The organism is Natrinema marinum, from assembly GCF_024296685.1.
Lineage (GTDB): Archaea > Halobacteriota > Halobacteria > Halobacteriales > Natrialbaceae > Natrinema > Natrinema marinum.
Genome location: NZ_CP100763.1, coordinates 1,521,901 through 1,535,448, shown reverse-complemented (window position 1 = coordinate 1,535,448; position 13,548 = coordinate 1,521,901). Strand labels below are relative to the sequence as shown.

15 protein-coding genes are annotated in these 13,548 nt (G+C 66.6%); 11 read left to right on the top strand and 4 right to left on the bottom strand.

Going from position 1 to position 13,548, the window contains the following annotated elements:
* Window positions 1-122 precede the first annotated feature (122 nt).
* From NKH51_RS07580 to NKH51_RS07560, 5 genes are all read left to right on the top strand, one after another.
* A complete protein-coding gene (locus NKH51_RS07580) occupies window positions 123-875 on the top strand; it encodes an E3 ubiquitin ligase family protein (protein WP_254764639.1) in 753 nt (250 codons plus the stop codon).
* A gap of 143 nt (window positions 876-1,018) precedes the next feature.
* Window positions 1,019-2,023: a 5-methyltetrahydropteroyltriglutamate--homocysteine methyltransferase gene (locus tag NKH51_RS07575; protein WP_254764637.1), complete on the top strand. Its 1,005-nt coding sequence runs from the start codon at window positions 1,019-1,021 to the stop codon at window positions 2,021-2,023.
* Window positions 2,020-3,096, top strand: a complete 1,077-nt coding sequence (locus NKH51_RS07570) for a methionine synthase (RefSeq protein ID WP_254764635.1) — start codon at window positions 2,020-2,022, stop codon at window positions 3,094-3,096. Before NKH51_RS07575 ends, NKH51_RS07570 begins: the two co-directional genes overlap by 4 nt.
* Window positions 3,097-3,249: 153 nt before the next feature.
* The gene (locus NKH51_RS07565) at window positions 3,250-4,386 is read left to right on the top strand and encodes a Gfo/Idh/MocA family protein (protein WP_254764633.1); all 1,137 of its coding nucleotides are present in this window, start codon (window positions 3,250-3,252) and stop codon (window positions 4,384-4,386) included.
* A 65-nt stretch (window positions 4,387-4,451) separates the two neighbouring features.
* Window positions 4,452-4,859: an acyl-CoA thioesterase gene (locus NKH51_RS07560; RefSeq protein WP_254764632.1), complete on the top strand. Its 408-nt coding sequence runs from the start codon at window positions 4,452-4,454 to the stop codon at window positions 4,857-4,859.
* Between the two features lie 25 nt (window positions 4,860-4,884).
* Here NKH51_RS07560 and NKH51_RS07555 read toward each other — a convergent pair whose 3' ends face one another.
* Window positions 4,885-5,130, bottom strand: coding sequence for a hypothetical protein (locus NKH51_RS07555; protein ID WP_254764630.1), 246 nt, complete (start codon window positions 5,128-5,130; stop codon window positions 4,885-4,887).
* A 107-nt stretch (window positions 5,131-5,237) separates the two neighbouring features.
* Between NKH51_RS07555 and NKH51_RS07550 the strand changes: the two genes are divergently transcribed.
* Window positions 5,238-6,470: an HD domain-containing protein gene (locus NKH51_RS07550; protein WP_254764629.1), complete on the top strand. Its 1,233-nt coding sequence runs from the start codon at window positions 5,238-5,240 to the stop codon at window positions 6,468-6,470.
* A 74-nt stretch (window positions 6,471-6,544) separates the two neighbouring features.
* The gene (locus tag NKH51_RS07545; protein ID WP_254764628.1) at window positions 6,545-7,582 is read left to right on the top strand and encodes an amidohydrolase family protein; all 1,038 of its coding nucleotides are present in this window, start codon (window positions 6,545-6,547) and stop codon (window positions 7,580-7,582) included.
* A gap of 3 nt (window positions 7,583-7,585) precedes the next feature.
* Here NKH51_RS07545 and NKH51_RS07540 read toward each other — a convergent pair whose 3' ends face one another.
* A complete protein-coding gene (locus tag NKH51_RS07540) occupies window positions 7,586-8,125 on the bottom strand; it encodes a gamma carbonic anhydrase family protein (protein ID WP_254764627.1) in 540 nt (179 codons plus the stop codon).
* 242 nt (window positions 8,126-8,367) lie between these two features.
* Window positions 8,368-8,763 (bottom strand): OsmC family protein, encoded by a 396-nt coding sequence (locus NKH51_RS07535; protein ID WP_254764626.1) that lies wholly within the window; start codon window positions 8,761-8,763, stop codon window positions 8,368-8,370.
* Window positions 8,764-8,929: 166 nt separating this feature from the next.
* On the opposite strand from NKH51_RS07535, the gene NKH51_RS07530 reads away from it, so the two are divergent.
* Window positions 8,930-9,124: a hypothetical protein gene (locus NKH51_RS07530; RefSeq protein WP_254764625.1), complete on the top strand. Its 195-nt coding sequence runs from the start codon at window positions 8,930-8,932 to the stop codon at window positions 9,122-9,124.
* Between the two features lie 13 nt (window positions 9,125-9,137).
* A complete protein-coding gene (locus tag NKH51_RS07525) occupies window positions 9,138-9,743 on the top strand; it encodes a metal-dependent hydrolase (RefSeq protein WP_254764624.1) in 606 nt (201 codons plus the stop codon).
* An 81-nt stretch (window positions 9,744-9,824) separates the two neighbouring features.
* Here NKH51_RS07525 and NKH51_RS07520 read toward each other — a convergent pair whose 3' ends face one another.
* Entirely contained in the window at window positions 9,825-10,553 is a 729-nt protein-coding gene (locus NKH51_RS07520) for a metal-dependent hydrolase (protein WP_254764623.1), read from the bottom strand.
* 321 nt (window positions 10,554-10,874) lie between these two features.
* On the opposite strand from NKH51_RS07520, the gene NKH51_RS07515 reads away from it, so the two are divergent.
* Both NKH51_RS07515 and NKH51_RS07510 read left to right on the top strand, forming a co-directional pair.
* A complete protein-coding gene (locus NKH51_RS07515) occupies window positions 10,875-11,138 on the top strand; it encodes a hypothetical protein (RefSeq protein ID WP_254764622.1) in 264 nt (87 codons plus the stop codon).
* Between the two features lie 90 nt (window positions 11,139-11,228).
* The gene (locus NKH51_RS07510) at window positions 11,229-13,436 is read left to right on the top strand and encodes a DHH family phosphoesterase (RefSeq protein WP_254764621.1); all 2,208 of its coding nucleotides are present in this window, start codon (window positions 11,229-11,231) and stop codon (window positions 13,434-13,436) included.
* Window positions 13,437-13,548 lie beyond the last annotated feature (112 nt).

Below are 13,548 nucleotides of genomic sequence, written 5' to 3'. Positions count from 1 at the left end.
AATCCCGAGTGCGAACGGCCAGCGTCTTTATCTCGAGGAGATCTGTATCGCTGCGTACAGATGGTGCGGGTTTCCAAACACGGTCGAGCGAGCAACGACGAGCGGCGACGCGGAGGACGACGATGACGGCGTTCGCACCAGCGGTCCTCCTCGCGTTGGGGGCTGCGGCCACCGGCTACGGGTTTTTCGACCAGTCGAGACGACAGCAGACGCTGGCGTCGACCGACCGCGCGCGAACCGATACGGCCGTCGAGGGGCAGGCCCTGCTTACCGGAACGGTCGAGCCCCTCGAGACGGTCGGCTCCCCAGTCACGGACGAGGAGGCGGTCGTCGTCGACTGGGAACTTTCGGCCGAGTCCGACGACGAAGAAGGACCGGACGAGCGCGTCGCGAGCGGCCGTCGAGCCGCCGATTTCCACCTCGTCGACGAGGGTGGCGCGGTCCGCGTCGACCCGACGGGAAGTGATCTCATCGTCTCCGGTTCGAACATGGTCAGAGACCGGGTGCGAACGACGGCGGGATCGTTCGAGCGGCTCCGTCGGTTCGCCGACGAGGTCGAGGGCGACCAGAGCGGTACCGAGCGCGACGGCGTCTCCGTCCGTGCCGACGGCGTCGTCTCGCCGAATCGGTTCGATCGGTACGACCATCACACCTTCGAACACGAGATACTTGGGCCCGGCGACGAGGTGACCGTTCTGGGGACTCTCCGCCGGGAGAACGGTGACGGCGTCGTCGGCGACGGTCCCGATCGGTTCCTCCTCTCCGATATGAGCCCCGCGGACCTCGTCTCGGACCTCGAGACGAAAAAGCGGCTGTTGCTCGGGGTGACGCTCGTGCTGGCGATCGCCAGCCTCTATTTCCTCGTGCTCGGCTAAGCCGCCCTCGTTCGTTTCGGCGGCTCACGTCGTCTCCCGTTCTCGAGTCGCCCGCGTCGGCGGTTTCGCGCCGCGACAATTACTACCACGTATTAGATAGGATGGAAAATATTAAGCGTCGGTATAGCCTAGCCGGGACCACGATGACTGAGTACGTGTCGACCACGCCGGGGCTGTATCCGCTCCCGGACTGGGCGAAAGACGACCTCTCGGACCTCAAGGGACACCAGAAACACGACCTCGTCAGCGGCGACGAAGGCGAGGCGATCACCGCGGCCTACGAAAAGGCCCGCGAGGACGTGATCGAGGTACAGCAGGACGCGGGTCTGGACCGCATCGTCGAAGGACAGCTGCGCTGGGACGACATGCTCGCTCACCCGCTGGCGGTCCACGACGCCGTCGAGACCCAGGGGATCGTCCGCTACTACGACAACAACAACTTCTACCGCGAGCCCGTCGTCAGCGGCGACCTCGACTTTTCGGGCGATGTCGCCTCGGAGCTCGAGGCGGCCGCGGACCTCGCCGAGGACGCCGACCTGCAGGCCGTCCTCCCCGGTCCGTACTCGCTGGCCGACCTCGCGACCGACGAACACTACGGCGACGAGGCGGAGTTCCTCGACGCGATCGCGGAGTTCCTCGCGGGCGAGGTCGACGCCTTCCCGGCCCACGAGACGCTGTTCCTGCTCGAGCCCTCGCTGGTCGAGTCGGCGCCCGATGACGGCGAAGACGAGCGCGCGAGCGAGGCGATCGACCGAGTCGCGAGCGCGACCGACGCCGATGTCGTCGTCCAGCCTTACTGGGGCGCGTTAGAGGAGAAGGTCTACGCGCACCTGCTCGACGCCGACATCGACGCAGTCGGCTTCGACTTCGTCGCGAATCAGGACGACAACCTCTACAACATTCAGGAGTACGGCGCGACCGACGACGTCGCGCTCGGCCTCGCCGACGGCCAGAACACGCTCGTCGAGGATCCCGAGGCGATCCGCGACCGCGTCGAGTGGGTCGACGGTCAACTGGGCGTCACCGAGTTCGAGACGATCTACCTGACGACCAACACCGAGACGTTCTACCTGCCCTACGGCAAGTACGTGGAGAAACTCGAGGTCCTTGCGGAAGCCGCGGACCTCGCGGAGGTGCAAACAGCATGAGCACGAACGAGAACAAAGATCAGTTCCGACAGCCCGACCACGAACACGACCACTTCCTGCTGACGACCGTCGTCGGCTCCTACCCCAAGCCCAAGTGGCTCAACCGCGCGAAGGAGCTCTACGAAGACGACGAGGCCGACTTCGACGAGGAGAACTGGCAGGAAGCGAAAGACGACGCCGCGCGCGTCATCACGGACGAACACGAACGAGCCGGCCTGGATGTCGTCGTCGACGGCGAGATGCGGCGCACCGAGATGGTCGAGTTCTTCGCCCACCGCATCGAGGGCTACGAGTTCAACGGCCCCGTCAAGGTCTGGGGGCACAACTACTTCGACAAGCCCTCGGTCGTCAGCGAAGTCGAATACGAAGACAGCTGGCTCGTCGACGAGTACGAGTTCACCGCGGCCGCCAGCGACCGCCCGGTCAAGGTCCCGATCACCGGACCCTACACCCTCGCGAACTGGTCCTTTAACGAGGCCTACGATGACGACGACGAACTCACCTTAGAGCTCGCGGACCTCGTCAACGAGGAGATCGAGAAGCTCGTCGACGCCGGCGCGCGCTACATCCAGATCGACGAGCCCGCGCTCGCGACGACCCCCGACGATCACGCCATCGTCGGCGAAGCGCTCGAGCACATCGTCGCCGACATCCCCGAGGAGGTTCGCATCGGCCTTCACGTCTGTTACGGCGACTACTCCCGGATTTACCCCGAGATCCTCGAGTTCCCGGTCGACGAGTTCGACCTCGAACTGGCGAACGGCGACTACGAACAGCTCGACGTCTTCAAAGACCCCGAGTTCACGAAGGACCTCGCGCTCGGCGTCTGCGACGCCCACGTCGCCGAGGTCGAGTCCGTCGAACAGATCGAGGCGAACATCAAGAAGGGCCTCGAGGTCGTCCCGCCGGAACAGCTTGTCGTCTCGCCCGACTGCGGCGTGAAGCTGCTGCCCCGCGAGGTCGCTTACGGCAAGATGGAAAACATGGTGCAAGCGGCCCGCAACGTCGAGGCGGACCTCGACGCCGGTAACATCGACATCGAGCGCGGTGCGCCGACGCCGGCCGACGACTAACGGCTTCGGTCCGGACGATCCGTTGGTTCTCCGTTTCGCTACGTTCCGCCGAGCGCCGCCACAGCCCATCGCTCGCGCGTGTCGAAGGCGATCAGCCAGCGGGCTTTCAGCACACGGCAAAGCGCTAACTATCGGGCCGGTGAATCCCCGCCCATGACGCTCGAGGTCGGCGTGCTCGGCTATCGGTTCATGGGCAAAGCGCACGCGAACGCTTTGGCGCGGCTTCCGATGTTCTTCCCGGACGCGCCCGCGGTCGAACGCAGCGTTCTGGTCGGCCGCGACGAGGCGGCGCTGGAAGACGCGGCCGACAGACTCGGCTTCGAATCGATCGCGACTGACTGGGAAGCGGTCGTCGGCGAGGTCGACGCCTTCTACAATCTCGGCCCGAACCACGTCCATCCCGAGCCGTCGATCGCCGCGCTCGAGGCCGGTACGCCAGTCTTCTGCGAGAAACCGCTCGCGCCGACGCTCGAGGAGGCGACTGCAATGGCCGAGGCGGTGCGCGACGCCGGCGACGACGTGCCCGCGGGCTGTGCCTTCAACTACCGGTTCGTACCCGCAATCTGCTACGCGAAGGAACTGCTCGAGGCGGGCGAACTGGGCGAGATCCACCACGTCCGCGGGCGGTACCTGCAGGACTGGCTGGTCGATCCCGAGGCTCCGTGGTCGTGGCGCAACGACGCGGAACTGGCGGGATCGGGCGCGCTCGGTGATCTCGGCTCGCACTCGGTCGATCTCCTCCGATTTCTGGTCGGTTCGGACGACCTCGCCGGCGAGATCGAGCGTGTCAGCGGTCACTTGCAAACGTTCGTCGACGAGCGGCCGATCGAGGAGACGGCGGCCGATGACGAGCCCGAGACCCGGCCGGTCACCGTCGACGACGCCTACACCGCTCAACTCGAGTTCGAAAACGGCGCGATGGGCACCCTCGAGGGATCACGGTTCGCCACGGGCCACAAGAACGACCACACCGTCGAGGTCCACGGCTCCGAGGGAAGTCTGCGGTTTTCCCTCGAGCGGCTGAACGAACTCGAGGTGCTCCGCGACGGGAATCGGGGCTACGAGACGGTTTTGGTCACCGACGCGGACGACCCGTACGTCGACCACTGGTGGCCGCCGGGCCACGTCCTTGGCTGGGAGCACACCTTCGTCCACGAGAACTACGAGTTCCTGTGCGCGGTCGAGACCGGCACGTCGTTCGCGCCGAGTTTCGCGGACGGCCTCGCTGCCCAGCGGGTCCTCGCTGCCATCGAGGAGAGCGACGATCGGGGCGAGTGGGTCGCCCTCTGAGCCGGGCTGGCAGTGATCGGGGCAACTCCGTAACGTATTCGACGCCGCTGGGCCTGCACGCGGTCATGGCAGTCTACGAGACGACGATCGACGTCCGCACCGACGACCTCGGGCGGAGCGGCCACGTCAACAACGCCAAGTTCGTCGCGTACACCGACCTCGCTCGCGACCGGTATCTCGCCGAGCGCCACGGTGTCGGGCTCGCGGACCTGTCGCACGCAGTCGTCCACCTCGAGATCGACTACGAGGGCCAGCTTCGATCGCTTTCGCCGATTACGGTCGGCGTCGATGTCGCTGACATCGGCGAGACGAGCTTTACGCTGACCTACGAGGTCCGCGACGGCGACCGCGTCGCCGCGACGCTCACTACCGTCGCCGTCGTTCTCGACGACGAAAACGAGTCGACGGCGCTTCCCGAGTCGCTTCGGGAGGGGCTGGGAGCGGACCGCGAGGCCGCCGGTCGATCCGCATAGCGCTGACGACCGCGCGGCCGGCCGCTCAGGATTCGATCCGACTGACCGTGTGGATCTCGTCGTAGCGGACGCCTTTGTTCTCGGGCGACTGGCCGTCGAGTTCGACGTAGTCGGCCTCGAAACCCGTCACCTCGCCCGTGACATCGAGCTGGTGGTCCTCGGTCCGTTCCTCGTTGCGAATCTCGACGGTGTCGCCGAGTTCGACGTGGCTCTGTACTAACTCCGCGGCTCGCCGCTCATCGACGTCCGGTGGGATGGTCAGGTCGGTCATGGCAAGCGTCGGTAACGCGCCGACCCGGGTAGCTTTTCAGCCGGACATCGCAACTCGAGGCGTCACTCGGACGACCGTTTTTGTAGGAACCGGCCCAAAGACGACCGATGAAGACGATCAAGGACAGCGTCCACGACCACATTCAGGTCGACGGCGTCGCCCGCGACCTGCTGGACGCGCCGGCGCTACAGCGCCTCCGATCGATCAGCCAGCTCGGCACCGTCTCCCTGGTCTATCCCTCCGCCAACCACACCCGTTTCGAACACAGCCTCGGCGTCTACCATCTCGCCTGTGAGGCACTCGAGCACCTCGCGGTCGACGGGCTGCGAGCCGAACGGGTCCGCGCCGCGGCCATCCTCCACGACGTGGGTCACGGGCCGTTCAGCCACAACCTCGAGTCGCTCACCCACCGGCGAACGGGCCGGTACCACGACGACGTCCACGGGCTGCTCGCGGATGGCGTGGTCGGGGACGTGCTGCGCGAGCACGACCTCGAGCCGGATCGAGTGGCGGACTTGGTCGCCGGTGAGGGCCGGTTCGGCCAGTTGGTTTCGGGGGAACTCGACGTCGATCGGATGGACTATCTCGTTCGGGACGCCCACCACACGGGGGTGCCGTACGGGACGATCGATCACGGCCGGCTCGTCCGGGAGTTGACCTTCGTCGACGGCGAACTCGTCTTGGACGAGGGGAACGTCCAGACCGCCGAGAGCCTGTTGGTCGCCCGCGCGCTGATGAATCCGACCGTTTACAGCCACGGCGTCGCCCGGATCAGCAAGGCGATGCTCCGTCGGGCCGGCGAACGGCTGCTCGATTCGACCGATGCGGATGTCGACGCCGAGACCCTCCAGCGGATGGACGACCACGATCTAATCGCGGCTCTCCGCTCGTGCGAGGCAACCGGCGAGTTCTCCCGGCGACTCGACCAGCGCGACCTGTTCAAGCGGGCGGTGTGGGCCGAGATCGACGACGTACCCGGCGGGATCATCGAGGCTGATCACGGAACCATCCGCGAGTTCGAGGCCGAGATCGCCGACCGGGCGAACGTCGCTCCGGCACACGTCATCCTCGACGTGCCGAGCAGGCCCTCGATGACCGAATCGACGACGCGCGTGATGGTCAATGGCGACGTTCGCCGGCTCGGCCAGCAGTCGCCGCTGGTCGAGGCGCTGCGGGCCGCCCAGTACTCTCAGTGGCGACTCGGCGTCTACTCGCCGCCGGCGCTGCGCGACCGGGTCGGCCGGGCCGCGGTCGATGTGCTCGGCCTCGACATCGACGGCGCGCTGGTCAGCGAGGTTCGCGACGGACTCGATACGACGCTGGACCAGTTCGTCGACTGAGGACCGACGACCCCGGCTACCTCGAGGCCGACCCGCGCCGAATCCTTGAAGGGACTGACCGCGAACCCACCCGTATGGAACGGACGGGAACGATCCTCCGCGGGCGCGCACTCGAGCCCGTCGAGGGACGCATCGTCGTCGACGACGAGGGACGCATCGCGGCCATCGAGGAGGAATCGGTCGAGAGCGACGATATCATTCTGCCGGCGTTCGTCAACGCCCACACCCACATCGGCGACTCGATCGCCAAGGAAGCCGGCGGTGGCCTCTCGCTCGAGGAACTGGTCGCGCCGCCGGACGGGCTAAAACACCGGCTGCTTCGAGCGGCCGATCGCGACGACCTCGTGAGCGCAATGGCGCGCTCGCTACAGTTCATGGAACGAGCCGGGACCGCGGCCTGTCTGGACTTCCGCGAGGGCGACGTGGCGGGCGTTCGGATGCTCGAGGACGCCGCCGACGGCCTCGAGATCGACGCGCTCTCGTTCGCGCGAGGTTCCGTCGACGCGATGCGTGCGGGCGACGGCTTCGGCGCGAGCGGGGCCAACGACACCGAGTTCGGCGACGAACGCCAGGCGACCCGCGAGGCGGGCAAACCCTTCGGCATTCACGCGGGCGAAGTCGACGCCAGTGACATCGATCCGGCGTTAGACCTCGAGCCCGACTTTCTGGTCCACATGGTCCACCCCGAACCGGCTCATCTCGAGCGGGTCGCCGACCAGGAGGTACCGATCGTCGTCTGTCCGCGCTCGAATCTGGTGACCGACGTGGGGCTCTCCCCCTACTCGGACCTCGCAGAGCGGACGACGCTCGCGCTGGGTACCGACAACGTGTTCCTCAACTCGCCGTCGATGTTCCGCGAGATGGAGTTCCTCGCGAAACTGTCCGAGCTGCCGGCCGACGAGATCCTCCGGATGGCGACCGTACACGGGGCCGAGATCGCCGACCTCGAGTACGGCCTGCTCGAGCCCGATCGGGAGGCGCAGCTGCTGGTGCTCGACGGCGATTCGGACAATCTCGCGGGCGCGCGCGATCCGGTCCGAGCAGTGGTTCGCCGCGCCGGCGTCGACGACGTGCGGGAGGTCGTCTACGGCGACGGCGAGCGCGCCGACTGACGCTCAGTCGAGACGCTCGGACGTTTCCGCGTGTTCCCTCGAGAGTTCGACGTACCGGTCGGCCGTCGCCCCGAGGTGCGGATCGTCGATCTCCGTTTTCGGTTCCGCGGGCGCTCCCGCGACGAGCGTCGATTCGGGGATCTCGGTCCCCTCGGTGACGACGCTGCCGGCGGCGACGACCGCTCCCTCGCCGACGTGAGCGCCGTCGAGGACGACCGCGTTCATCCCAACCAGCGCGCGCTCCGCGACGGTCGCGTCGTGGACGATGGCGCTGTGACCGACCGTCGAGTAGGGCTCGAGTGTCGCCTCCTCGTGGAGGACGGCGTTGTCCTGGACGTTCGCGCCCTCGCCGACGACGATCGTGCCGTGATCGCCACGGAGCGTGGTGTTGGGCCAGACGCTAGCTTCGTCTTCGATGACGACATCGCCGATGACGACCGCGGCGTCGTCGACGTAGGCGGAGTCGGCGACCTGCGGTTCCGTTCCGTCGAATGATCGGAGCATGCTCGCTTCTGTCTCGAGCGCGGTCTTGAAACTGACCATCGGAACCGATCCCGCGGCAGTGGTGTTCGTTGGAATACATCCATTTCCAACACCAATACACTTCGGCACTAGGATTAATGCGCGGAACGTGAAACCCCATATATGGCGGCAGGGTGCAGTCCGCACGGATCGCAGCGTGTCGCCGTGTCATCCCCCCGAACCACTTCGGTTCGGCATCCCCCCTTTCGTTCCCGCTGTCTGACCTTCGGCCGCCGAAAACGATCGGCAGCTGCGCCGCGTTCTCAGAAGGCGTCCCCCTCGAAGCTCGTCTCCGCGTGGAGGCTCTCTTTGAGCGCGTCGTGAACCTTGCAGAGTTCGAACGCGCGCTCGATGATCTCCTCGCCGGTGTCGTCGTCCACGTCGGCTTCGACGCCGATATCGAACCGAACCGACTCGAGTTTGTCGTCGTCGTTGAGTTCGCCGGTCGTCTCGATCTCGATCCGCCCGAGGTCGTCGGCCCCGCGCTGCTGGCCGCCGACCCGAAGCGCCGGCACGTAACAGGAGCCGTAGGCCGCCAGCAGCGACTCGAGCGTGTCGGGCGCGTCCTCGCCGTTGGCGTCGATCGTCGTCTCGAAGTCGCGGATCTCGTTGGTCGCGCTGTACCCCTCGTCGGAGACGGTGGTGACCTGTTTCGTCATCGCAGTCGTGCGGTCCACGAGCGGTGCTGTAAACGTTTGGTGGCACAGCACTGTCCGCTTCGCGATCGGAGCGCGGCGTCGTAAGCCCGTCGCGTAGCCGCCCCGTGGGCTTGCGTTTGCAGCGGTGCTCGGTTTGTCCGCGGCTGCCGAACGTGGGAATCAGAGTATGACTGGCATCAACGCGCGGTCGGCGAACAAGCTCAGCATCGTCTCGACGCTGATAGACAGCGCGCTGGCGTTCCGACGCGGGCGGCCGAAGAGCGGCCTCCTGCTTCTCGGTGCGGCCGCGCTCTCGTCTCGAGTGCCCGGAATCGGCACGATCACGTCCCTGTTTCTCCGACTCGCTCGGCGGCTCCGGTGACTCGAGTGATCGCATGGTCGACGTGACCGGCCATCTCGGGATGGCCCTACTGTTCGCCGCGCCGGCGTGGATCATCTGGGGCCGACGAGCGGCGCTCGGGTTCACGGGATTCGCCCTCTTGACGGCGATGCTCCCCGATACCGACTTGGTCCTCCAGGGGTTCCTTCCGGTGACCCATCACGGCGTGACTCACACCGTGATATTCGTCGTGCTGGCGAGCATCCTCGCCGGCGTGTTCGCCGCCCGATGGCTCACCGACTGGTTCAACGCGCATCGATGGATCCGAAGCACGGAGATCGCGAGCCTCACCGTGTTCGTCTTCGCGACCGCGGGCCTGATCCTCGGCGGCATGAGTCACCTGTTCGCGGACATCCTCTCCGCGCCGGACATCGCACCGCCGCTCGAGCCGCTCTGGCCGTTCTATCGCGAGCCGATCATCGTCGACGTCATCTACTACGATTCGCCGATCTGGAACTTCGGCCTGATCGCCGCCGCCATCGGCCTCCATCTGGTACTCGCCCGGTACAGGAGCTACCCGCTCGACACGCGCTATCGGATCGGTGACCAGAGCGGCGACGGCGCTGGTGCGCGCCCGGCGGCAAGCGACCGGTTCGAGTAACTGAACTCTCGCAACCGAACGCCCGTCCCACGGCCGCTCGAGGCGCAAAAAGGGTTGATCGAAACGCTGTGCTCCCGGCGATCAGGGCTCGAGTTCGAACGGTTCGTCGGCCTCGAGCGCGTGGACCTCGGCGTCGCTTCCCGTCGCTTTGACTTCGCTCTCGAAGTCTTCGGGGTCCTGTTCGATCGGCGGGAAGGTGTCGTAGTGTTCCGGGAAGACGTGGTCGACGTCGAGCCAGTCGATGGCGACGGCGGCCTGCCATGGCCCCATCGTGAAGTGATCGCCGATCGGGACCGTCGCGGCGTCGGGCTCGAGATACGGGCCGATGACATCGCGCATTTCGCTCATGAGGCTGGTGTCGCCGGCGTTGTAGAAGGTCGTCGACTCCTCGTCGCTGACCTGCGTCGGCTTCGTATCCGAGACGACGAACCCGGCCGGCATGCCGCCGCTCGCGTCGTTTTCGGTCATGATCCCGTTCGTGTGGTCGGCCCGGACCATCGTGACGTAGGCGTCGCCACACTCGACGGTACCGCCGAGGTTCATCCCCATCCCGCCGACGGCGTCCTCGAAGCCGAACTCCTCCTGGCAGTACGACGTGAGTTCCGGCGTCGCGACCAGCGTCGCGTCCGAGAACGCTCCCGCGTGGGCGATGTGGTCGGCATGACCGTGAGTCAGCAACACGTAGTCGGGCGTCTCGAGGTCGTCGGGCTCGAGGTCGGTCTTCGGATTGTCGAAGAACGGATCCATCAACAGCGACGTTTCGCCTACGGTGACGTGCCACGTCGAGTGGCCGTGCCAGGTGAGCTCCATAGCGGTCAAACGATTCGGGCGAAACAAACTTAAAAGGGGCGGGGCCGGCAACGTGGACGCCGCGTTTCCCGTCGGCGAGCGGTGATTTACGGAATCGACCGCGCTGCTCGACCCAGTCAGCCGTTTCGGCGGTCGATGCCGGTTCGAGACTCGCCTGAACGATCACCACCGTTTATCTGTAACCTCGTTCGATGAGAGAAAGCCGCAGGCGAACTGACACACCACGCGTGCGGTTTGGGATTAGCATCCTGGCAGTCGTCTCGCGCTTCGCGCCGAGCGGCGATGCCAAGCGGTTTTTTATCCGGGGGCCCTACGGCGACCATGCTCGCGCTGACGCTCGAGGAGTTCATGGTAGAGTTAAACGACGGAGCGATCAAGAACGTCGGTCCCAACAACAAGGCGGCCACGGTCAAGTTGTTCGACGTCGAGTCGACCGAAGCGCGGGAGTTCGGCGACAAGCGCGTCAAACTCGTCTTCGAGGACGAGGACGACAACGAGATCCAGGTCTCCTTGTTCCCGGAGGACGTTCGGGCGCTCGCCGACGATATCGAAGCGCTCGAGGAGGAGTCGGCCGTTTTCGACTGACTGCGACGCGGTGGCGCGGTCGTCATCGTCGCTCACAGCACGAACGCATTTCGACAACCGTTTTAGGGCGAAACTGCTTGGTCCGAGTAGATGGGTAACTGTATCATCTGCGGCACTCCCGTTGACGGCGAGATCTGTCAGAGCCACGAGGAGGATGCCGTGTTCGAATTCCGCGGCACCGCCGCCTCGCAGCTCACGCCCGGTCGCTACTACCGGGGAACCGTCGACGGCTACGCCGACTTCGGTGTCTTCGTCGACATCGGAGATCACGTCACCGGTCTGTTGCACAGAAGCGAACTCGACCGACGACTCGAGAGTCTCGACTGGGAACCCGGCGACGACGTCTTCGTCCAGGTCCTCGACGTCCGAGACAACGGCAACGTCGACCTCGGCTGGTCGATCCGCCAGCGCGAACGCGAGTTCCGCGGCAAGCTGGTCGAGACGGCCGACGACGAGTTCCAGCCCGAGGAGCGAGAAGACGACACCGAGGAGTCGGTGACTGAGACGACTACCGAGAGCAACCCCGGTTCGGCCGACGACAGCGACTCGCCGGCCGGCGAGTTGCAGGCGGCCGCCGACGGATCGGAGACCGATCCCCAACCGGAGCCGAACGCCGACTCCGTCGACGAGGGCCAACCCGCAGCCGCCGAAACCGCCGGCGCCGTCGCGGGCAGCGGCTCGGTCGCGACCGAGTCCGCCGCCGCCTCGACGCCGACGGCCGAGGACGCGTCCGACGCCGATACCGAGTCCGAACCCGAACCCGCGCTCAACCGGACGACCGTCGACGCCATCGAGAACCAGGTCGGCAGCGTCGTCCGCCTCGAGGGCGAGATCACCGGCGTCCGCCAGACCAGCGGCCCGACGGTCTTCGAACTCAGCGACGAGACCGGCACCGTCGAGTGTGCGGCCTTCGAGGAGGCTGGCGTTCGCGCCTATCCGGCCGTCGAGATCGACGACGTCGTCGCTCTGGAAGGCGAGGTCGAACACCACCACGGCGACCTGCAGGTCGAGACCGAGACCCTCGACATCCTCGCGGACGAGGACCGCGAGACGGTCGTCGACCGCCTCGAGACCGCGATCGAAGAGGAGGCCCGACCCGCAGACGTCGCACCGCTGGCCGACCACGAGGCCGTCGCGGCCGTCGAAGACGGTATTGCCGACGCGGCGACCGCGATCCGCCGAGCCGTCATGGAGGCCCGCCCGATCGTCGTCCGCCACGGTGCGACCGCCGACGGCTACGTCGCCGGGGCCGCCATCGAACGAGCCGTCCTCCCGCTGATCCGCGAGAAACACACTCGCGACGATGCGGAGTACCACTACTTCGAGCGTCGCCCGCTCGACGGCCGCGTCTACGACATGGACGCCGCCACCAGCGACGTGACCTCGATGCTCGAGGCCCGCGACCGCCACGGCGAGCAACTCCCGCTCGTCGTGCTGGTCGACGCCGGCTCGACCGTCGAGTCCGTCGACGGCTACGAACTGCTCTCGCTGTACGACGCCGACGCGCTCGTCATCGACGACAGCCGCGCCGACGAGCAGATCACCGACGCCGTCGACACCGCCGTCGCGCCGTCGCTGGCCGGCGTCGATGTCTCGGACGTGACCTCGGCTGCACTCGCGGCGAACGTCGCCGCGCACGTCAACGACGAGGTCCGCGCCGACTTGGAGCACCTCCCCGCGGTCAGCTACTGGGAGGACACCCCCGAGGCGTACCTCGAGCTCGCTCGCGAGGCCGGCTACGACGAGACCGGCATCTCCGAGCGCCGCGAAGCCGTCGCGCTCGAGGCCTACTACCAGTCCTACAAGGACAAGCGCGAACTCGTCATCGACCTGCTGTTCGGCGACGACGACGAATCCGAGCGGCCGCGAGACGGCGATCTGGCCGCCCACGTCTCCGAGCAGTTCCGCGACAAGCTCGAGACCGAACTCGAGACGGCCCGCGAGAACCTCTCCGTTCGCGGCATCAACGGCGTCACGGTCTCCGTGCTCGATACGGACGCCTTCACCCACCGGTACAACTTCCCGACGACGATCCTGCTGCTGGATGCGCTTCATCGCAGTGAGCGGGATCGGACGGACTCGCCGTACGTCACGCTCGGCGTCGGCGACGACGAACTCCACGTCCGCGCGACCGAACCCGTGAACGTCCGCGATCTCGGCGACGCGATCGCCGAGGCCGTGCCCAACGGCGGCGTCAGCGTCGTCGGCGGCCGGGACGGACACGTCGAGTTCCTGCCCGGCGAACGCGATGCGGTTCGCGAAGCCGCGCTCGAGGCACTCGGCGAGACGCTCGCGTAAGCCCCGTCTTCTCCGTCGTCCGCTCGATCGGCCAGCGACTGCGCCACCGAATCGAACGGGCGTCGACTCTTACTTCGCGGCTCCTCCGTCGCGGTCCGGTGGCTATTACCCT